Here is a 19,555-nt window from a genome sequence, read left to right as displayed (position 1 = left end):
AGTTTACGCTATTTTCGCGAGCGCTGATTTTGAAACCTTTTTATGGTTTAGTCTCGTCATTTTTCTACCCTATCAATAATCTGTGACAGCTGTCAGCCATTGAGGTGCAAAAAGCGCTCTGGGCGACGAATGGATAGTGGGGGATATTGCTGGGTTGCGACACTGTGTTTACAGTTGAATACCAGCAAATTCGGGAGCTTGCTGGTATTCAAGCTTATCCTAAGCTGTCCACAAGGTATTGTGGAAGCGCGAAGGCACCCATGTGAAGGGCTGGATTGTAGTAACGCGTTTTGATGCCACTGGCAAGGTAGCGATTGGTCAGCGTACTTAAATCGAGTTCGCGTGGTGCACTGGTTTCACTGGCCCAAGCAAAGGTCATAATACCACCCACATAGCTTGGCACTGCGGCTGCGTAAAACGCAGTATCGGCAAATAGTGGCGACAGGCGTTTATAGGTAGTACTCACTTCTTCAGGCTGCATAAAGGCAACGCCATTTTGTGCTGCAAATATCCCGCCCGGCTTCAGGCAACGCTGAATACCCTGATAGAACGGCGATGTGAATAAAACTTCACCTGGCCCGATCGGGTCAGTGCTGTCAGACAAAATAACGTCAAACTGGCGATCGCATTGCGAAACAAAATCAATGCCGTCACCGATCACGATTTCCGCACGTGAATTTTCATAAGCACCGGCAGAATGATTGGGCAAATATTGTACGCACATGTCGATCACGGCCTGGTCAATTTCAACCTGTACAACGCTTTCAACTTCGGGGTGTTTCAATACTTCACGCAATAAGCCGCCGTCGCCGCCGCCAATAATAAGGACATTTTTGGCATTGCCGTGGGCAAATAAGGGTGTGTGCGCCAGCATCTCATGGTAGATGAACTCGTCGCGTTCGGTGGTTTGAATAATGCCGTCGAGCGCCATTACTCTGCCGAAGCTGCCGGATTCAAAAATGATTAAATGCTGATGCTCAGTCTTGCTTTCAAACAAGACCTCGCGAACTTTAAAGCCCTGATGGTAGGCGTCGTGGAGTGTTTCGTCGAACCACTCAGACATCGTCCATTCTCCCGCGCAGGTTTTCACCTACCTCGATACGCGAGGGGGAGAAGGCCTTTTGCAGGATTTCCACTGCCAGTTCGGGCTTGGCGTCACCGCACATGAAGACATCAAACGCAGCATAATCGCGTTCTGGCCAGGTGTGGACGCTAATATGAGACTCAGCTAACACCGCAACACCTGAAATACCACCGTTGGGGGTAAAGTGGTGCATATGGATGTGCAGCAACGTTGCACCACATTCTTTGACACAGTCAATGAACGCTTTTTCCATGCGGGGAAGCTCATCGAGATGGGAGGCGCCCCAAAGGTCGATGATAAGGTGTGTGCCTGCGTACGCTACGCCGTCACGAAGAATGAAGTGGTCTAGATTTTCGTCCGATTGTGTAATCGGATTACACGTGGCTGCGCCGGCCTCCAGAGAAGGCATATGATCTAAGCTTTTCATTTAGCATAAATCCCCCGCGTTGGTTAAAGAGCCGGCGATTTAAACGTGTTTCACCCCAAATAGCAATAAAAAATCCCGGAAAAATCCCCCTGCTGGCCGATGCCAAAGTCATTGAGCAATCAGTGTTTTTTCGTGATTAGCGGGGGTGGCGGCATACGGGGTATTCAGGGCATAGTAGCGCTAGGCCACGAACGTTTTCAGAGGAGCCCGAAAAATGAGTATTTTTGATCGCTATCGCAAACCTGCCGTGATTCCGAGTGCTGATCAGGCCTTGCCAGGTCGCGCCGAAAAAATGGCAGTACCCGCCATGCATACGGTGTTAAAAACCTCGCTAACGCCACCCTTCCCAGCGGGTATGGAGCAGGTTGTGTTTGGTTTGGGCTGTTTTTGGGGGGCCGAGCGTAAGTTTTGGCAACAGAAAGGTGTTTACACAACCGCCGTGGGTTACAGCGGCGGGCACACTCCGAATCCGACGTATGAAGAAGTTTGCTCGGGTATGACTGGCCACAACGAAGTGGTGCTGGTGGTATTTGACCCCGGACAAGTCAGTTTTCAAACTCTGCTTAAACTATTTTGGGAAAGCCACAACCCCACCCAGGGAATGCGGCAGGGTAATGATGTCGGCACCCAGTATCGCTCTGGTATTTACTGCTCTACGCCTGAGCAGCAAGAGAAAGCCAAGGCATCTTTAGTCGTGTATCAAGACGCCTTGGCCAAAGGGGGGTTGCCAGAAGTGACAACCGAGATTGTGATGGCCGGTGAGTTCTATTATGCCGAGCCTTACCACCAGCAATATCTCGATAAAAATCCCGGTGGCTACTGCGGTTTGGGCGGCACAGGTGTGAGCTGCGCTTTGTAAAGGAGGGAGATGCTTGACGGGAGACGGAAAATGCAAAGAAACCGGGCTTTCGATTTTGTAGCGTTTCCCGTCTCCCATTCAGCGTTTTGCTATTAATTCCCCCGCCATTTCATTTGATAAAGGTCGTGACGGCGATCACGTAAGTTCTGCACCGTGCCGCTGTTGCGAGCTATCCGTAAAGATTCAGGACGCAAATCAGCAATGGCCACGGTTTCCACATTCGGGGTGGTGTCGGCGGCGATACCATCACGGGCAAAATGGAAGTCACACGGTGTGAGAATGCAACTCTGCGCGTATTGAATATCCATATTGGCCACGTTGGGTAAGTTGCCGACATTGCCAGACATAACCACATAGACCTGATTTTCAACGGCTCTAGCCTGACAGCTATAGCGCACTCGCATATAGCTTTGGCGCTCGTCGGTACAGAAAGGCACAAACAGAATTTCCGCGCCCTGATCTACCAAGTGACGACCAAGCTCTGGGAATTCAGAGTCGTAGCAAATTAACACGCCGATGGGGCCGCAATCGGTATCGATAACTTGTAACTCGTTGCCACCTTCAATATTCCACCAATACACCTCATTTGGCGTGGGGTGAATTTTCGCCTGCTCATCGACGCGTCCGTCGCGATGGAAGACGTAGGAGATATTTTCAACCCTGCCGTTGGCGACGCGAGTAGGGTGCGATCCACCAATGATATTGATGTTGTATCGCACGGCTAAGTCTTGCATCGCTTCAACGTAGCGAGGCGTATATTTGGTCAGTGCTTCGATAGACTGAATCGGTGTTAACTCTTGATCTTCGATAGACAGCAACTGCAGGGTGATGAGCTCCGGGAATACCACAAAGTCGCCTTTGTAGTCGGCAACCACGTCGACAAAGTATTCGATGAAAGACATGAACTCGACGAATGAGGTCACGCGCCGCTGCATATATTGCACCGTGCCCACCCTGACAGTGTCTGGTTGACGACCACCATGACGTTTTGTGTGCGCGACATTCGCGGCAGTTTCAACTTTCGGGTTGTGCCATACCAGATGCACGCCATAACCCATTGAGTCTTTGTCATCGACCAAATAGTTTGGCATGAGGTCGATGACTTCAAAATCATTGCGGAGCTGGAACGACAATACTGGGTCCCGCGTTCTTTGATTTACCACGGCGTCCAGGTAGTTTTCGGCGGTGCCATATTTTTTAATGCGTCGCGCCAAACTTGGTAGGCGACCAACAAAAACAATGCCTTTTAAGCCGAGTTCTTCACACAATTTTTTACGGGCATTGTAGAGCCGCTGACCAATACGGTAGCCGCGAACGCTGCTGTCTACGCACACCTCCATACCGTATAGCCATTCCCCTTCGGGGTCATGTCGGGTGCCGTAGCCATTTGCTGTAATAGACGCCCAGCTGTGTGGTCTTAAGCAGACCTCGCCGCTGACTCGAAAGGTCGCGCAATAGCCGACAATTTCTTCGTCTAGGGTGACTGCGAATTTCCCCTCAGCGAAATTATTAAGTTGGCCGCGTAATTCAGCGCGAGAGTAAGGGTCAATACCAGTGCCGGTGTAGACGCGCTTAGATAGCGCTGCAATTGCCGGTATATCTGCCAGTGTTGCGGTGCGAACCCGCAGGACTTTGCCAGAGGCAGCAATATTTTTGCTGCCCGCGGTTGTATTTGCCATGGTAACGTTCTCTAGTTTGGGCGAGAGTAGCGATTAAGTTTTACTTTTACTGGACGCGCTGCGGCGGGTGGGAGCAGCTTTACTAGCCGCTGGTTTTGGAGCTTTTTCGTCGCTTGTGGTCGATGACTTTGTTTCCGCTGCGGTTTTATCGGCGGCCTTGCGACTAGTTGCAAAGCCACTGAGAGACTTAAGTACCCGCGCCGATAAATCGATGGTTTTCATGCCCTCAGTAAATGCCGTTTTGGCCATTTGCTGAATCATTTCTGAGTCGCCTTCACCGATACGTTTGTATACCGCATCCCAGAGTGGCTGAGCGTCTGGAAGCCCAACCAAACGACGCATTTCTTCTGGGCTTATTTCCACCTCGACATGAATTTTCATACACCATGCTCCGTATTATATTCCGCAGTCAGTATGTCACTGAGTTGCGTATCTTTGCTAGCGAGAATCCAGCGTTGAGCGACTTTCATGGGAATTAATGTAATCACGGCGGCATTTAAAAACTAGAGGAAGCCGCCGTGTTTCCCACAAAACTATTCAGCCAACTCTGCAAGAACATACTGCAAAATGCCACCGTGACGAAAGTAAGACATCTCTTCTCGCGTGTCTATCCGCAGTGTTCCCAATACTTCGTGACGGCTACCGTCGTTTCGTGAGAGCACTATTCTGACCTTTTGCTTTGGCGAAAGTGTAGCTTCACACGCCACAATATCGACGTATTCGTCGCCCTGAAGGTCTAGCATTTCTTGCGGAATTTCTTTGTCGAACTCGACCGGCATTACTCCCATACCGATCAGATTCGAACGATGGATACGCTCAAAGCTTTCTGCAACCACCGCCTTTATACCGAGTAATAATGTGCCTTTTGCCGCCCAGTCACGACTGGAGCCAGTGCCGTATTGCTTACCGGCAACCACCACCAGCGGTGTTTTGCTTTCTAGGTATTTCATTGCGGCTTTATAGATTGGAATCACGCTCTTGCCGTCAGGCGATAGGGTATAGCCGCCCTCGCGATCGACGAGTTTATTGCGAAGCCGCGTATTGGCAAAGGTGCCGCGTACCATCACTTCATGGTTGCCACGGCGCGATCCGTAGGAGTTGAAATCATCCGGTGCGACGCCCAAGCTTTGCAGGTAGTGACTTGCGGGACTGTCTGCCGCAATTTTTCCTGCTGGAGAAATATGATCGGTGGTGATGGTGTCGCCAAATAATCCGAGGATTCTCGCGCCACGCAGGGTAGGGAATTCCTCCCCAGCGAATGAGGGCGATTCAAAAAAGCTAGGTAAGCGAATATAGCTAGAATCTGTCTGCCATTGATAAGTGTCGGTTTTTTCAACTTCTATGGCCTGCCATTCTTCGGTGCCGAGATACACATCATCGTAGGCGTCGCGATACATGCTGCCGCTGACTATTTTGCGAATCTCATGTATTTCTTCATTGCTTGGCCAGAGGTCTTTTAGATACACCGGCATATCGTTGCTGTCGGTACCTAGTGGATCCTCTTGCATATTCAGCAAGGTGCTTCCAGCGAGTGCATAAGCAACAACGAGCGGGGGAGATGCCAACCAGCTCGCCTTAACTTGCGGATGTATGCGTCCGTCGAAATTACGATTGCCAGACAGCAGTGCAGATACCACCATATCTTTGCTGTCGATGGCGGTGGCGACAGGATCCGGCAGCGGACCTGAGTTGCCAATACAGGTAGTGCAACCATAGCCGACAAGATCAAATCCCAGCGAATTTAAATCCTCCTGTAGGCCGCTGTCCGTCAAATATTTGCTGACGACTTTTGAACCTGGTGCTAAAGAAGTCTTCACCCATGGCTTAACACGAAGTCCCCGTTCGCGGGCTTTGCGTGCAAGCAATCCGGCGGCAATCATCACGTCTGGATTAGACGTATTTGTGCAGCTGGTAATGGCTGCTAAAACGACATCGCCGTGATGAAGTTTTAGATTCATATCAGGGATTTTTGCCGTTTCGTTTACATCTCTATCATTTGCTTTTAAGTAGTCACGCATGGCTTGGCCTAAATCACCCAGCGCTACTCGATCTTGTGGCCGACTTGGGCCAGCTAAGCTTGTCTCTACGGTGTTTAAGTCGAGTTTGACGGTGCGGGTAAATGTAGGTTGATCGCCGGCATTTCGCCACATTCCTTGGGCTTTGCAATAGGCTTCGGTGAGCGCGATATTCTCGCTGGCGCGTCCGGTCAGCTTCATATAGGCGAGGGTGGCCTCATCAACAGGGAAGTAGCCGCAGGTTGCGCCGTACTCTGGTGCCATATTGGCGATGGTTGCACGATCAGCAACGCTTAATTCGGCCAAGCCGTCGCCATAAAATTCTACGAATTTTCCGACGACGCCCTCTTGGCGCAGAATTTGTACAACGGTCAATACTAAGTCTGTGGCGGTCACGCCGTCTTTTAATTTACCGTTTAATTCAAAGCCAACTACCTGTGGCAGCATCATTGAATAGGGTTGTCCCAGCAGCGCGGCTTCGGCCTCAATACCGCCGACGCCCCAGCCTAATACACCCAAACCATTTACCATCGGGGTGTGGCTGTCGGTGCCCAGCACCGTATCGGGGTAGACCACGCCTGCGTCATTTTGCCAAACCACCTTAGCCAAGTACTCAAGGTTGACCTGATGGCATATACCGGTGCCTGGCGGCACCACATTGAAATTTTTGAATGCCGACTGGCCCCACTTTAAAAAGCGATAGCGTTCATCGTTGCGCGCCATTTCGTTGGCCACATTTTCGCCAAAGGCTTGGGGTGATCCGAACTGATCAACCGTGACTGAGTGGTCAATGACTAAATGCACAGGAATCTGCGGGTTAATGGCAGATACATCGCCACCGCGCTTGGCCACGGCATCACGCATGGCGGCTAAATCGACAATGGCGGGAACACCGGTAAAATCCTGCATCAGTACCCGTGCTGGTGAAAAGTTTAGGTCTTCTCCGCCATCGGGTTTATCTAACCAGCGTGAGAAAGCGACAATAATATCTGCATTGACTGAGTCGCCGTCAAAATGACGCAGTTGATTTTCCAGCAGTATTTTCAGCGATTTTGGTAGTTGTGATAGGCGGTCATCACCTAATTTGTTGATATCGAAATAGTCGTAGTCTGTGCCGTCAACTGTCAGTGTGGTGCGCAGATGGTCGGTTGATTGCATTGCAAACTCCTTTGGCCAAGGTAGCTAAATACTGTCTACCCTAGCACAGACCATAATAATTGCAGGACTATCCCAAAAATTGTGTGTTTTTTGTACAGGCTGACCTGTCGTTATTCAGAGATGTGCGGGAAAAAACCGCCGACGGAGATCGGCGGAAAGACGTAGCGATAACGCATACTCGCTACGGGACTCAGGGACTCGGTTTGGCTGTTTTAGCGTATAAATTGGTTCGCGAAATCATGTAGTTGGACAATTTTTTGCTCGACGCTTTGTGTGTCTGGTTTGCCAGAGTAGGCATTTCGGAAAGCAATATGACATTCGTCTACGCCTATTTCAGCAAGCGTATCTTGGCCGTTCTGGGTATAGGCATCGATAGAGCTCACGTGGATAGCAAACGGTAGATGATCTCTTTGAGCTTCTTTTCGGTAACTATGGAGTTTATCGATTAAACCGCGGTATTCCTCAGCGCTTGCGCCAGCGCCTATCCAACCGTCGCCCAACATTGCGGCGCGTCGCAGGGCTGCATCAGAATGCCCACCAATCAATATCGGAACCGGTTCTGCTGGGACTGGGCACAATTTTAAGCTCGCGATGGAAAGCTGTTTGCCTTGGTAAGAAAAAAACTCACCGGACAGTAGAGCTCTAATAATATGAATTTGGTCATCAAAGCGCTGCCCGCGCTTTTCCCATGGTATCTGACAGGCCTCGAAATCCTCTGGCCATGGGCTGAGACCGACACCAAAATCGAATCGACCGCCGGTAATGACCGCAAGGGTAGATAGTTGTTTTGCAACAACAACTGGCTGGCGCACGGCCAGTTTATAAACGGCGGTATTAAAACGAATTTTCGACGTGCGTGCGGCAAGATAGGGAATCATCACCAGCGCATCTGCGAAGGGTAAGTCCTTCAAAAATTCACGTGAGCCACTGTCGTTGTAGGGATACTCAGAGGACGAGTGCTCTGGATAGCAAAGGCTGTCAGGAAAGGAAACACTGTGAAAGCCAGCTTCTTCTGCGGCAATGGTTAAAGGCAAATATTGCGAAAATTCGCACATGCTTGGGTTGTAGCTAAATCTCATTATATTCCCCAAAAAATGCCGCTTAGGATGGATTTGCATTCGTACTCGGAGCGATAAGCGGATACAGGCATTCTATTTTCTCTTTGCGGCGGCGCTTAGCACGTTTCAAGTCAATTTCGTAAGCAATATGAGTCAGGCCAACCGCGTTGGCGAAAATGTCTATAAATCCAGTTGGTTTTGTTGTCTTTATCTTTCCGCTGCAGAGCTACCATCATTCTTAAATAAGGATGCTAAAGGTGGTGGTGACATTGCAAAACTTGAAAAATAAAACGGCCATTGTAAGTGGTGCTGGCCAGGGAGTCGGCCGAGGTATCGCGCTTTCGCTGGCAGCCAGCGGGGCGAGTGTCGTCTTATTAGGACGCAGCTTGGAAAAGCTTAACGCGACCTTGGCCGTGATAAGCGAAATGGGGGGTAGCGGATTAGTAATTTCGCTTGATGTTAAGAATAGTGAAGAACTGGCACAGGCGGTAAGCACCGCAGTTGCGGAGTATGGCGGCATCAATATTTTGGTGAATAACGCGCAGGAAGTGCCGCTAGGAAGCTTGCTAGATGTTGACGAAAGTAAGATCGAGGCGGGATGGCAGTCCGGCCCGATGGCAACACTGAGATTAATGAAATTATGTTATCCCCATCTTCGCGGCGACGGCGTGATTATTAATTTGGCGTCCTCTGCAGCAAAGCGCTGGGACATGAGCGGCTATGGCGCGTATGCGGCGGTAAAAGAAGCAACGCGATCATTAAGCCGCGCGGCGGCATGTGAATGGGGCGCCGAGGGGATTCGCTGCAATGTGATTATGCCCCATGCAATGTCTCCGGGCTTAGCGTGCTGGACCGAAAGCAGGCCTGAAGAAGCGGCGGAATTTATCGCAACGATCCCACTGCGCCGCATTGGTGAATGCAAAGAAGACATCGGTGACTTCGTCGCCATGCTGTGCAGTGATGCCTGCCGGTATGTAAATGGCCAGACTATTGGCTTGGATGGCGGACAAGCGTTTTTGGGTTAAATATTCCCTGAATACGGCGTTCAGTTTTGGCGCCGTCATTCAGCGACAGAAGGAAATAGTATGGGGCTGTATATAGTGAGTGGTGCCTCGTCGGGAATAGGCGCAGCAGTCTGCCAACGCTTGATTGACGATGGTGAAACGGTGATTGGTCTGGACAGGATTAGCGCGCAGATAAATGCGGATTTGGTGACCCCATCCGGTCGAGAAAATGCGGTGGCGCAGTGTAGAGCGCTTGCCAAAAGCGGACTTGATGGATTGGTATGTTGTGCTGGCGTGGGAAGTACGTTTAGCGATGTAAGCGCCATTCCACAGGTAAATTACTTTGGTTCAATCGACTTGGTAATAGGGCTTGGCGATTTGTTAGCGATGAAGTCTGGAGCGGTGGTATTGGTGTCGTCTAACTCGGCATCGCAGTCAACTGAAATGGACTACGTCAATGCTTTGCTAGCAGCTGATCGAAATGGCATCGCGGAAAGTCTACTCAAAATCACTGGGCATGGTGCATATAGTGGCGCCAAGCAGGCAATATCAAAATGGATGCGCCGCAATGCGCCGGACTATGCACGCCGCGGTATTCGTTTAAACGCTGTGGCGCCCGGTTATACCCGAACCGCAATGACTGCTGATGCTGAAAATCATCCAGAGTACGGCAAGGCTATTGCGGAGTTTCTATCGACTATTCCGCTTGGGCGTGCTGGTGAGACCCGCGATATAGCGCAGGCTATCGGCTTTTTATTAAGCAATGAGGCGAGCTTTGTAACGGGCTCAATTTTATATGTCGATGGCGGTCATGACGCCATGTTTAGACCCGATAGCTACTAGGAGATCGCAATGGCAACGACACAAGATTACGGTCTGGGACCAGAGCAATTCCCTCGCGGGTGGTTTTTGATTGCAGAAGCAAGTGAGTTGAATCACAAACCGCTAGCCTTGCACTTCTTTGATAAGGATTTAGCTTTATACCGGGGTGAGAGCGGTACCCCGATTTTATTGGATGCACACTGTCCACACATGCAATGCCATATTGCGGCCGGCGATAGCGCTGTGATCGCAAAAGATGGTGCTCAGATCGAAGGTGACTCGATTCGCTGCCCCTATCATGGCTGGCGTTTTGGTGCTGACGGCGTGTGCGACGATATTCCTTATTTCGACGGGCCTAAACCTCGCTCAGCCCGACTTAAGAGCTATCCTGTTCATGAGTCCTTAGGCTGTATATGGATGTGGCATGATCACGCAGGCGCGGGGCCTTCCTATAGAGCGCCACATTTAGCGCAGTGGCAGCAGCCACAATGGATACATTGGGAGCTGGATCATCTCGGTGAATTAGACGTACACCCTCAAGAAATCATCGACAATATGGCTGATGCGCGCCATTTGGGGCCGACACATGGTGCGCCCTGCGAGTACTTTGAGAACGAATTTCGTGATCATATTTATATTCAGCGTCAGGGCGGGTTTCATAAGGAGTATCAAGCTATGTTGCAAACCACTACTTGGTATACCGGGCCGGGAGTGTTGCTGTCTCATCAACGATTTGGTGACATTGAAAGTATCGAGCTAATCGCAAATACGCCCGTTACAGATGGTCGCGTTAAATTGTGGCATGGCTTATTGGTTAATAGTGGGGTTGATCAACCCAGTGATATTGACATTAACGAAGCTCGACAACTCCAAGCTGGCGCCCTTGATTCGTTAGCCGCAGATTTTGGTATTTGGAAAAATAAAAAGCCAGCGCTGCGAGTTTTGCAGTTGAAGAGTGATGGTCCTTTCAATACAGGGAGAATTTGGCACAAGCAGTTTTATCGTGGGAGTGACGATGCTATTGCCATTCAAGAGTCCGTAAATGGAATCCATCACACCGAGGGATTGGCGCTGCCACCCCTTGAGAGTCGTTGCCAAGATAGAGAACTAGGCCTTTTTGGCGGTGGTGGGTGAGTTTCTTAGGGCTATAGCGAGTGAGCAAATTCGATCATATTTATGAATGATTTTGTAGTCTTTATTTATTGCCTAAAGCGTACTCTAGATACTGTAAAAGCATAACAACGCATTATGAATAAACCATGTGGTCTCGGTGTTCTACCTTAAAACACTAATAAGACGGAAGATGAAAATGAATAAAAATACAGTGGCAAGCAGCCTGATATGTATCGGAATGGCGTTACCGGCGGTGCCGGCATTTGCCGCGAACCCCATGATGGAGGAGGTGGTTGTTACTGCGAGGAAGCGCGCTGAAAACTTACAAGAAGTACCGATGGCGGTGAGCGCGTTCAGCAGTGATCAGCTTAAAATTGCACAGGTTAGTGACATTACTGATTTACAAAGAATGACACCCAATGTGGTGTTAAGTGATACCGGCGGCTTGGTTGCCGGTGCGGTACAGGTATTTATTCGTGGTATTGGTAATGATCCAGGCTTTGATCAGGGTGTCGGCATTTATATTGACGATGTCTATTTAAATCGCACCACCGGTTCGCTATTGAAGGCCTATGATATTGAGCGTATTGAGGTATTAAAGGGGCCTCAGGGTAATTTATATGGCCGAAACACCATTGGTGGCGCTATCAAATATGTAACCCGTAAACCCGGTGATGAAGTCATTGGCGATATCGGCGTAACGCTCGGATCGTTTAATGCGCGTGAAGTATCGGGTGGGGTTTCCGGACCGCTCACTGAAAGTGGATTGTATGGCGGTGTAGGTTTTGTAAAAAGCCAGCGCGACGGCATTCAGACAAATGTCAGCAACGGTGATGAATATTGGACGGAAGACGTAGGCGCATTCCGTACTAATCTGCTTTGGCGTATTAGTGATAGTCAGGAGTTGTCGGTCAGTGCGGACATAATGCAAGATCACTCTGATCCGCGAGTTCCTGTGCGTATCGCCATTGATAAAAATGTGTTGTCCGGTATCGATTTTGTCATTACTGGAGCGAATACCTTTCTCGGCGGTACAGGTCTAGAAACAGTGCCAAATGATTCGAGTTTACCTAGCGATAAAGACAATATTAATTCGGAGTTTAAAAGCGGTTTCGATCAGTATCAAATTGAAACATCTACGTTTGCTGTTAACTACGTCGCTGATTTTAACGAGCAGTGGACGATGAAATCTGTTACGTCATTGCGGAAAATGGAAAACAATCAACCCTTCGATTTTGATGGCAGTGATCAGCAGTTTATTACTACAGAACGTCCGGTAGAAAGTAAGGATTTCAGTCAAGAATTGCAGTTTAATTATAGTGCCGAAACCTTGAAAGGCGTAGTGGGTCTCTACTACCTCGACGGTGAGCAAGATTATAAAAACATTACGCGGCAGTATGCACGTTTACGCGCGATTCAAACCCATACTTTGGATACCTTCTATGACAATCAGCAGGTAAAATCTAAGTCAATTTATGGCTCCTTAGACTGGGATTTCATGCCCGAATGGCAGTTGTCGGTAGGTGCGCGCTATACCAAAGACAGCAAGTCGATAGAACAGCATTCAACGTTAACGCAGGGGTTTTACGCGCTGGCTCTATTGCAAGGTTTTCCTGCAAACGCAGTGGTAGCCGTTGCGCCAGGTCAGGAAGCACTGGCAGAAACTCAGCCAATGTTTGCCGGTTGGGCAACGCCGTATACGCGTTACTTTGAAACCACAGGTCCGGTTGATACCGCGGCGTCTGACGATTGGAATGAGCTAACACCCGCGATTAAGCTGTCGCATTTTTATGACGAAGATACACTGTTTTACGGTGGCGTATCGGGTGGTTTCAAAGCTGGAGGATTTCAAACGCAGGGCGGTTTAACAACACCTTTCGATCCAGAAACGGTAATGGCTTACACACTAGGTATGAAATCGACATTGATGTCTGGGCGTCTAAGTTTGAACACCGAATTGTTTTACAACGACTATCAGGATAAACAGTTCACTTATGTATATTTAAGTGGTTCCGATTTACTCCAGTCGGTAGATAATGTGGGTGAAATGACTGGGCAGGGTGGTGAGTTAGAATTACGCTTCTCGGCAACTGATAGTGTGTTACTCGGTTTTAATGTTGGCTATCTAGACAGTACAGTTAAATCCTATAAAACCACTGATTCAACTGGTCAGAGTGTAGATATTGCCCGCTTCACTGAGATAGGGTTTTCACCCAAGTGGACAGCACAGCTGAACGCGCAGTACCAAACGGAGCTAGCTGACTACGGCACTATTACTGCCGCTGGTAATGTGTCGTGGAGAACCTCCTCATATACCAATAGCCCCATCGATACGCGCACCCAGTTTAGTGATGTTCAGCAACAGGAAGAACACTATCTACTAAATGCCTCGATTGCCTTTGAAACCAAAGATCGTCATTGGAACGTGGCTTTGCAGGGTAAGAACTTAGAGGACAAACGAGTGCTTACCAGTAGTTATGTTGTCGGACCTTTTGTGACCGGCGGTTACAATAATCCTAGGACCTTGGCCCTATCTTTAAGTTATAACTTCTGAATTTACGGAGCTCTAGCATTAATGTGGAGAATAAAAATGGCGACTTTGAGTCGCCATTTTTATGTTCGGAATACAGTGTATAAAATCTGAGTTTATTCGTTTTCTTCTAATTGCGTTCGAAACTGCTTGGGCGTTATGCCAGTCCAATTCCGAAAGGAGCGAATAAACGAACTCGCTTCTAGAAAACCAAGCTGTTCGCCGATCTCGTGAATTTTCAGTTTTTCGTTCCTAAGTTGCCGCATTGCAATATCGCAGCGGTATTGATCCTTGAGTTCTTGGTAGCTCGTGCCTTCGCCATGTAATCTGCGGCGCAGGCTTGAGGGTGACATGTGAAGATTTTCAGACATGCTTTCAAAGCTCGGCAGGCTGCCGTAGCCACTCTTTGCGAGTAGCGAACGTATTGCGGCGCCGGTGCTTGCTGGGCGCGAGTCTTGCGCGATGAGCGAATAGACTGCATTTTGCAAAAATGCTTCAAGTGACTCAGGCGTATGGACAGTGCGGTATCGCAGGCATTCCGTGCTAAAAAACAGTGAGGTACTGTCTGCATTAAACTGTGGTTCTACTCCTAAAACCTTACTGAGACTCTCTGTGTAGGCGTCGCTAATACCGGGAGCAGAAATAGTGAGTGAATCGATTTCAATGTCGCGACCGACAAGCCAGCCCATAAATGCGTGCCATACTCGCATACCAGAGGACTTGGCAACTGTGTCGGAATACTCTGTACGGTCCCAGCTATCTGGCGTGAACTGTCTACTTAGTTTGTCGCCATTAAATTCATAGCGCAATTCAGCAAATTCTGGATGCACATGTACGCTGATTTTGTAGCCAGTTATTGGGTATAGCAGTTTTAGGTAGCGCTCTGAGCGCAGTAAGGCTTGCTCCAGATCTTGGCAATTGATGATGCTGTAGCACATGAATCTGAACACATCACTGCCTATGCCTGCGCCCCATGGCACCGACATATCTAATTCTTGTAGCGCCTCTGCTGCATTTTCATATAGTGCTGAATATTTATGCCCGGCAACGACGCTGTCACTTGCTGCAGACATTATTCGATCAAAGTCGATGCCAGAGCGCGTTGCCATTTCGCGGGCATCAATTCCTACTTTTTCAAGGTAATCAAGCAAGCGGCGAAATTTTCCCACTGAAACATTGTGTAGTCTGTTGAACGTAGTCATATATAGACCGTTATATTTATAAAATCTGAATGGTGCGAAATGTCGGCAATTCTGAAAGATTTTGTGCTTTAGAGAATTATTGTGAGGGCTAATATGAAGGCATAGATAATCATAAGTCAATTGTGCAAATGGGGTAGGCGGTATGGGGCTCACCGAACGCTATATTTTGAAAGAGTCTTTAGGGGCAGGTATCAGCAATGGTGCCGCTAACGGTGCGTGTGCGTGGTACTTGAGCGCAGGAAAGTCAAGTATCCCGGTTTGGCAAGTTAATGGCATGATGATTGATTTTCCCGCAACCGGGCTGATTCTTGTCTTTTTATTCAGTGTGATTGCACTGCCCTTACAAGCCAAGAAAACATTGAAGAATGGGATTGTCTTCAGCAGTGTTCCCCAATCAGTGTATCGCGTCCGCCATTTTCTCAAGCCCTACAAAAATAGTCTTAGAGCTACGGTTTTGGCTGTTGTAGCAGCACTTTTGTCAGTGCCAATACTCGCTGCACTCTTCTACCTAACTGGTATATCTGAGCTAGCAAGATTCGATTATACCTTGGCGAAAACGCTTTACACCGCAGCGCTATCAGCCTTGCTTATGCCCCTGTTAATAGTTCTGGCGACATGCCCATATGAACGAAAAGATAATATGAAAGGAGAGTACTTGTGAGCGAAGACCTTGTTAATAAAGTTGCGTTAGTAACCGGCGGTGCGGCCGGAATTGGACGCGCTATTTGCGAACAATTGGCACAACAAGGTGCTTCTGTAGCGGTGGTTGATATAAACACCGAAGCTGGTGAAGAGTGCGTTGCCATATTGCGGGAGCGCGGCACAAAGGCAGAGTTTATCTATTGCGATGTGAGTTCAGAATCCGATGTTGCTGAGATGCTTACTAAAACTATTCGTATTTTTGGGCGTTTAGATATTGCCTGTAACAATGCAGCAGTCAGTCGCGGGAATGGCCCTATTCATGAGTTTACCCGCGATGTTTTTGATCAAACATTGGAGATGTGTTTAACCAATACGTGGCTCTGCATGAAATATGAGATTGAGGCGATGCTCGCTCAGGGCGGCGGTGCGATTGTCAATATATCGTCGAATGCTTCATTGCGCGGTCAAGCGTTTAATACTGCTTATGCCGCAGCGAAAGGTGGCGTCAATATATTAACGAAGAGCTCGGCGGCGGAGTATGCCGCACGTGGCATTCGTATTAACGCGGTATCTCCCGGTGTGATCCGTACTCCGGGGTTAGAAAAATATTTCCAAGAACAGCCTAAAGCTGAAGAGCAAATGAACAAAGTCACACCCATGCGCCGTCTTGGCGAGCCGGCGGAAATTGCTCAGGCTGTTGCATTTCTTTTATCCGAACGTGCGTCATTTATCACCGGTCAGCTATTGTCTGTTGATGGCGGCGGCGCAATAAGGGGTTGATCATGTCTGAATTAAAATCGGTAATTGCATCCACTAAGTCCGGTGCGGTTCGCGTTGATTTGCCAATGCCATTTGGATGGTTTCAAGTTTTGTATTCGGCGGAGTTAGCGGTGGGCGAGTCCCAGCCGCTGTCGTATTTTGGTTCCGATTTAGTGATATTTCGTACTGAATCCGGTCTCGTTAAAGTGCTCGATGCCTACTGCCCACATATGGGTGCGCATCTTGGTTATGGTATCCGCGATCAAGCCGGCGGCGGCTCTCGCGTTGTCGGTGAAAGTATTGTGTGTCCCTTTCATGGATGGGCCTTCAACGGCGACGGTGAATGTACCGATATTCCCTACGCCGACAAAATGCCACCACGGGTTGCACGTTGTGAAAAGGTCACTCTGTCTTGGCCGGTGCGTGAAGCCAATCAATGTGTCTATGTGTGGTATCACCCGCAGGGAGTTCAGCCACTTTACGAGCCACCACTTATTGAAGAAGCATCGCCGGAAAATGATGCCTGGGGCGAACTCAAAATATACGAATGGGATATTGATACTCATCCTCAAGAAATTGGCGAGAACGCGGTTGACGCAGCTCATTTTCGTTTTGTACACGGCACACCTCAGGTACCAGAACCCACGGTAATGCGGTTTGAGGATCACTGTCGTTTTGGTTTGTTAGAATCTGAAATGGATACCCCTAGAGGCAGAGTGAAAGGCCGGATAGAAAATAGCAGTGTGGGCGCCGGTCTTTCTGTAGTGCGCTTTAGCGGTATTTGCGAAACGGTGCTGATGGCGAATTTGACGCCGGTTGAAGACGGATTAACACGCGCGAAATACGCGTTTATTCAGCGCGCCGATGCCGGCGCCAGTGCAAGTCGTGTTGGTCAGGCGATCATTGATGATATTCGTCAGCAAATGGAAGAAGACAGAATTATCTGGGCACGTAAGCGCTATCTGGAAAAACCAATGCTGTGCGATGGCGACGGCCCATTTGCGAAATTTAGACGCTGGTATGGTCAATTCCTGATCTCGGACACTGCTAATGATTAAGTATAAAAATATCGATCCTGCTTATGAACAAATGTTCTCGGCGGGGAGTATTGCTGGTTTATCACTGCGTAATCGTATCGTGATGGCAGCGATGGGATCTGAGTTCGCTGAAGATGACGGTTCATTGAGTGAGCGAGCAATTGCTTACTACGAGGCACGCGCTGCTGGCGGCGTGGGGTTGATTATTTTAGAAACCTCCGCTGTGTCTTGGCCCAAAGGGGCTACTATGCCAAACATGGTTGGTTTTTCGTCGGATCAATATTTGGTCGGATTAAAAGCGCTTACAAGCCGGGTACATGCGCATGGCGCGGCAATTGCCGCGCAATTGAATCACGGCGGTAAAGTGGCGCAAGAAGACACGGCGGAAGGTCGGCCTATGTTAGTGCCGTCTAAACCGGCGAGGCGGCGGGGCGATATGCTAGAAAGTCTGACGGCGTGGGAAATTTCTAACTTTGTGCGCGCTGCCGGGCCAGATGGCAAAGGGCCAAGCTACAAAGAAATGGATCAGCGCGATATCGACTGGGTAATTGCCAGCTTTGTTAGCGCTTCCCGGCGTGCGGTCACCGCTGGTTTTGACGCGATAGAATTACATGCCGGACACGGATATTTAATTGCCTCATTTTTGTCTCCTTATAGTAATCGTCGCGAAGATCGCTATGGTGGTAGCGTAGAAAATCGCGCACGTTTATTAGTAGAAATTATTGCCGCGATTAAGCAAGAAGTTGGAAATGATTTTCCTATTATTTGTCGACTCGATGCCCATGAATACCGTGTTGACGGTGGTGGTCGAATTGAAGACAGTGTCGCTGTTGCACGCCTGCTGCAAGAAGCAGGTTGCCATGCTATTGATGTTAGCGCCTACGCAGATAATTCCAGTGCTATTGGTTTTACAGAGGCGCCACTGGTGCACGAACCCGGTGGTTTTATTCCCTTTGCGAAAGCCATCAAAGCTGTGCTGAGTATTCCTGTTATTGCGGTGGGTCGTATCGAACCAGATGTCGCAGAGCGGCATATTAAAAGTGGTAGTTTTGATTTTTTGGCGATGGGCCGCAAGCTGTTAGCTGACCCCGATCTTCCAAATAAGCTTCGCGATGGTGCCAAAGACAGTATTCGACCCTGTATATATTGCTACGTGTGTGTCAGTCAGATATTTATAAATCAAGCCCTTTGCTGTGCGGTAAATCCTGCAACAGGCCATGAAAGTGACTTGGGACAACTTAGTTTGACGCATCAGCCGCGAGACATTGTCGTCGTCGGCGGTGGACCCGCAGGTATGGAAGCCGCAAGGGTGTTGGCGGCGCGGGGTCACAAGGTTCGTTTGTGGGAGCGCGACGATGTCTTGGGGGGTACGGCAAGAGTTGCAGCACTGGCTTATGAACCTAACGGACGTTTGATTCCCTATTTAAGCAAAGAGCTTGATGCCCTTCCGGTGACGATTGAGTTTGCTAGGAATGCCAGTGCTGATGATTTACTAAGATCAGGCGCTGATACCGTGATACTGGCGACAGGCGCCCGACGTAAGGCACCGGAGATTTTGGGGAAGTCACTTTCTCATGTGTTGGACGGTGAAGAGTTGCGCGACATGTTGTTTGCTGGCGAGGCTAACGGCAAATTGAATTGGCACCAGCGCGTCATGATAAAGCTATCTCATCTATTTGGGTTGAGTCGCAACATCGATACTTTGCGAATGCTGAGTCACTGGTATATGCCTCTTGGTAAGCGAGTTTGTATTCTTGGTGGTGGCTTGGTCGGTCTTGAAGTGGCGGAGTTGTTGGCAGAGCGCGGCCGTAAAGTGACAGTGCTGGAAGAGGGGGCTGACCTCGGTGCGGAACTTAGTATTGTTAGACGTTGGCGTGTTTTGCATCAGTTAAAAAACCACAGCGTTGAACTCCAGCGAAATGTGACGATAAAGAAAATTACTGAGGCAGGGGTCAAATATGTACTTAACGATAATGACGAGTTCGCACCGGCAGATAATGTGATTATTGCGCTGGGTGCAAAACCTGATACTCAGCTAAGTGAATTATTGGCAAGCGGTGGGCTTGAAGTGCATCGTATTGGTGATTGTGCGGAAATAGGCTATATCGAGGGGGCGATGCGAAGTGCACGTGAACTTGCGGTGAGCTTGTGAGAGATCACTTTTGG

General features: G+C 49.1%; 16 protein-coding genes. 9 read left to right on the top strand and 7 right to left on the bottom strand.

Annotation, left to right across the window (positions count from 1 at the left end):
- Positions 1–214 precede the first annotated feature (214 nt).
- Both speE and speD read right to left on the bottom strand, forming a co-directional pair.
- On the bottom strand, positions 215–1,063 hold the full coding sequence (gene speE, locus O9X78_RS03280) for a polyamine aminopropyltransferase (protein WP_269618184.1): 849 nt from the start codon (positions 1,061–1,063) through the stop codon (positions 215–217).
- Positions 1,056–1,511, bottom strand: coding sequence for an adenosylmethionine decarboxylase (gene speD, locus O9X78_RS03275; RefSeq protein WP_269618183.1), 456 nt, complete (start codon positions 1,509–1,511; stop codon positions 1,056–1,058). The genes speE and speD overlap by 8 nt, the downstream gene beginning before the upstream one ends.
- Before the next feature lie 214 nt (positions 1,512–1,725).
- Here speD and msrA point away from each other — a divergent pair, with 214 nt between their 5' ends.
- Positions 1,726–2,370 (top strand): peptide-methionine (S)-S-oxide reductase MsrA, encoded by a 645-nt coding sequence (gene msrA, locus O9X78_RS03270; protein WP_269618182.1) that lies wholly within the window; start codon positions 1,726–1,728, stop codon positions 2,368–2,370.
- Between the two features lie 92 nt (positions 2,371–2,462).
- On the opposite strand, the gene O9X78_RS03265 is transcribed toward msrA, so the two are convergent.
- The 4 genes from O9X78_RS03265 to O9X78_RS03250 all read right to left on the bottom strand — a co-directional run bounded on the left by O9X78_RS03265 (position 2,463) and on the right by O9X78_RS03250 (position 8,301).
- Positions 2,463–4,049, bottom strand: coding sequence for a carbon-nitrogen hydrolase family protein (locus O9X78_RS03265; protein WP_269618181.1), 1,587 nt, complete (start codon positions 4,047–4,049; stop codon positions 2,463–2,465).
- A gap of 33 nt (positions 4,050–4,082) precedes the next feature.
- Positions 4,083–4,430 (bottom strand): DUF6489 family protein, encoded by a 348-nt coding sequence (locus O9X78_RS03260; protein ID WP_269618180.1) that lies wholly within the window; start codon positions 4,428–4,430, stop codon positions 4,083–4,085.
- Between the two features lie 152 nt (positions 4,431–4,582).
- Positions 4,583–7,222, bottom strand: coding sequence for an aconitate hydratase AcnA (gene acnA / locus O9X78_RS03255; RefSeq protein WP_269618179.1), 2,640 nt, complete (start codon positions 7,220–7,222; stop codon positions 4,583–4,585).
- Between the two features lie 212 nt (positions 7,223–7,434).
- A complete protein-coding gene (locus tag O9X78_RS03250) occupies positions 7,435–8,301 on the bottom strand; it encodes a TIGR03619 family F420-dependent LLM class oxidoreductase (RefSeq protein ID WP_269618178.1) in 867 nt (288 codons plus the stop codon).
- 257 nt (positions 8,302–8,558) lie between these two features.
- On the opposite strand from O9X78_RS03250, the gene O9X78_RS03245 reads away from it, so the two are divergent.
- From O9X78_RS03245 to O9X78_RS03230, 4 genes are all read left to right on the top strand, one after another.
- The gene (locus tag O9X78_RS03245; RefSeq protein WP_332108507.1) at positions 8,559–9,305 is read left to right on the top strand and encodes an SDR family NAD(P)-dependent oxidoreductase; all 747 of its coding nucleotides are present in this window, start codon (positions 8,559–8,561) and stop codon (positions 9,303–9,305) included.
- A gap of 60 nt (positions 9,306–9,365) precedes the next feature.
- A complete protein-coding gene (locus O9X78_RS03240) occupies positions 9,366–10,127 on the top strand; it encodes an SDR family oxidoreductase (protein WP_269618176.1) in 762 nt (253 codons plus the stop codon).
- 9 nt (positions 10,128–10,136) lie between these two features.
- Entirely contained in the window at positions 10,137–11,240 is a 1,104-nt protein-coding gene (locus O9X78_RS03235; RefSeq protein ID WP_269618175.1) for an aromatic ring-hydroxylating dioxygenase subunit alpha, read from the top strand.
- Between the two features lie 175 nt (positions 11,241–11,415).
- On the top strand, positions 11,416–13,773 hold the full coding sequence (locus O9X78_RS03230) for a TonB-dependent receptor (RefSeq protein WP_269618174.1): 2,358 nt from the start codon (positions 11,416–11,418) through the stop codon (positions 13,771–13,773).
- Between the two features lie 92 nt (positions 13,774–13,865).
- Here O9X78_RS03230 and O9X78_RS03225 read toward each other — a convergent pair whose 3' ends face one another.
- The gene (locus O9X78_RS03225; RefSeq protein WP_269618173.1) at positions 13,866–14,951 is read right to left on the bottom strand and encodes an AraC family transcriptional regulator; all 1,086 of its coding nucleotides are present in this window, start codon (positions 14,949–14,951) and stop codon (positions 13,866–13,868) included.
- Between the two features lie 142 nt (positions 14,952–15,093).
- Here O9X78_RS03225 and O9X78_RS03220 point away from each other — a divergent pair, with 142 nt between their 5' ends.
- From O9X78_RS03220 to O9X78_RS03205, 4 genes are read left to right on the top strand one after another with little or no spacing between them, the layout of a single operon-like run.
- Entirely contained in the window at positions 15,094–15,612 is a 519-nt protein-coding gene (locus tag O9X78_RS03220) for a hypothetical protein (protein WP_269618172.1), read from the top strand.
- Positions 15,609–16,373, top strand: a complete 765-nt coding sequence (locus tag O9X78_RS03215; protein WP_269618171.1) for an SDR family NAD(P)-dependent oxidoreductase — start codon at positions 15,609–15,611, stop codon at positions 16,371–16,373. The genes O9X78_RS03220 and O9X78_RS03215 overlap by 4 nt, the downstream gene beginning before the upstream one ends.
- Positions 16,374–16,375: 2 nt before the next feature.
- The gene (locus O9X78_RS03210) at positions 16,376–17,410 is read left to right on the top strand and encodes a Rieske 2Fe-2S domain-containing protein (protein ID WP_269618170.1); all 1,035 of its coding nucleotides are present in this window, start codon (positions 16,376–16,378) and stop codon (positions 17,408–17,410) included.
- Positions 17,403–19,541, top strand: a complete 2,139-nt coding sequence (locus O9X78_RS03205; RefSeq protein ID WP_269618169.1) for an oxidoreductase — start codon at positions 17,403–17,405, stop codon at positions 19,539–19,541. The genes O9X78_RS03210 and O9X78_RS03205 overlap by 8 nt, the downstream gene beginning before the upstream one ends.
- The last annotated feature ends 14 nt before the right edge of the window (positions 19,542–19,555 follow it).

This window comes from Zhongshania aquatica, from assembly GCF_027257955.1.
GTDB lineage: Bacteria > Pseudomonadota > Gammaproteobacteria > Pseudomonadales > Spongiibacteraceae > Spongiibacter > Spongiibacter aquatica.
This window is presented reverse-complemented; position numbering and strand designations above follow the sequence as displayed.

Coding starts and splice junctions, on each gene's coding strand:
- speE (WP_269618184.1), bottom strand. CDS start 1,063: ATGTCTGAGTGGTTCGACGAAACACTCCACGACGCCTACCATCAGGGC.
- speD (WP_269618183.1), bottom strand. CDS start 1,511: ATGAAAAGCTTAGATCATATGCCTTCTCTGGAGGCCGGCGCAGCCACG.
- msrA (WP_269618182.1), top strand. CDS start 1,726: ATGAGTATTTTTGATCGCTATCGCAAACCTGCCGTGATTCCGAGTGCT.
- O9X78_RS03265 (WP_269618181.1), bottom strand. CDS start 4,049: ATGGCAAATACAACCGCGGGCAGCAAAAATATTGCTGCCTCTGGCAAA.
- O9X78_RS03260 (WP_269618180.1), bottom strand. CDS start 4,430: ATGAAAATTCATGTCGAGGTGGAAATAAGCCCAGAAGAAATGCGTCGT.
- acnA (WP_269618179.1), bottom strand. CDS start 7,222: ATGCAATCAACCGACCATCTGCGCACCACACTGACAGTTGACGGCACA.
- O9X78_RS03250 (WP_269618178.1), bottom strand. CDS start 8,301: ATGAGATTTAGCTACAACCCAAGCATGTGCGAATTTTCGCAATATTTG.
- O9X78_RS03240 (WP_269618176.1), top strand. CDS start 9,366: ATGGGGCTGTATATAGTGAGTGGTGCCTCGTCGGGAATAGGCGCAGCA.
- O9X78_RS03235 (WP_269618175.1), top strand. CDS start 10,137: ATGGCAACGACACAAGATTACGGTCTGGGACCAGAGCAATTCCCTCGC.
- O9X78_RS03230 (WP_269618174.1), top strand. CDS start 11,416: ATGAATAAAAATACAGTGGCAAGCAGCCTGATATGTATCGGAATGGCG.
- O9X78_RS03225 (WP_269618173.1), bottom strand. CDS start 14,951: ATGACTACGTTCAACAGACTACACAATGTTTCAGTGGGAAAATTTCGC.
- O9X78_RS03220 (WP_269618172.1), top strand. CDS start 15,094: ATGGGGCTCACCGAACGCTATATTTTGAAAGAGTCTTTAGGGGCAGGT.
- O9X78_RS03210 (WP_269618170.1), top strand. CDS start 16,376: ATGTCTGAATTAAAATCGGTAATTGCATCCACTAAGTCCGGTGCGGTT.
- O9X78_RS03205 (WP_269618169.1), top strand. CDS start 17,403: ATGATTAAGTATAAAAATATCGATCCTGCTTATGAACAAATGTTCTCG.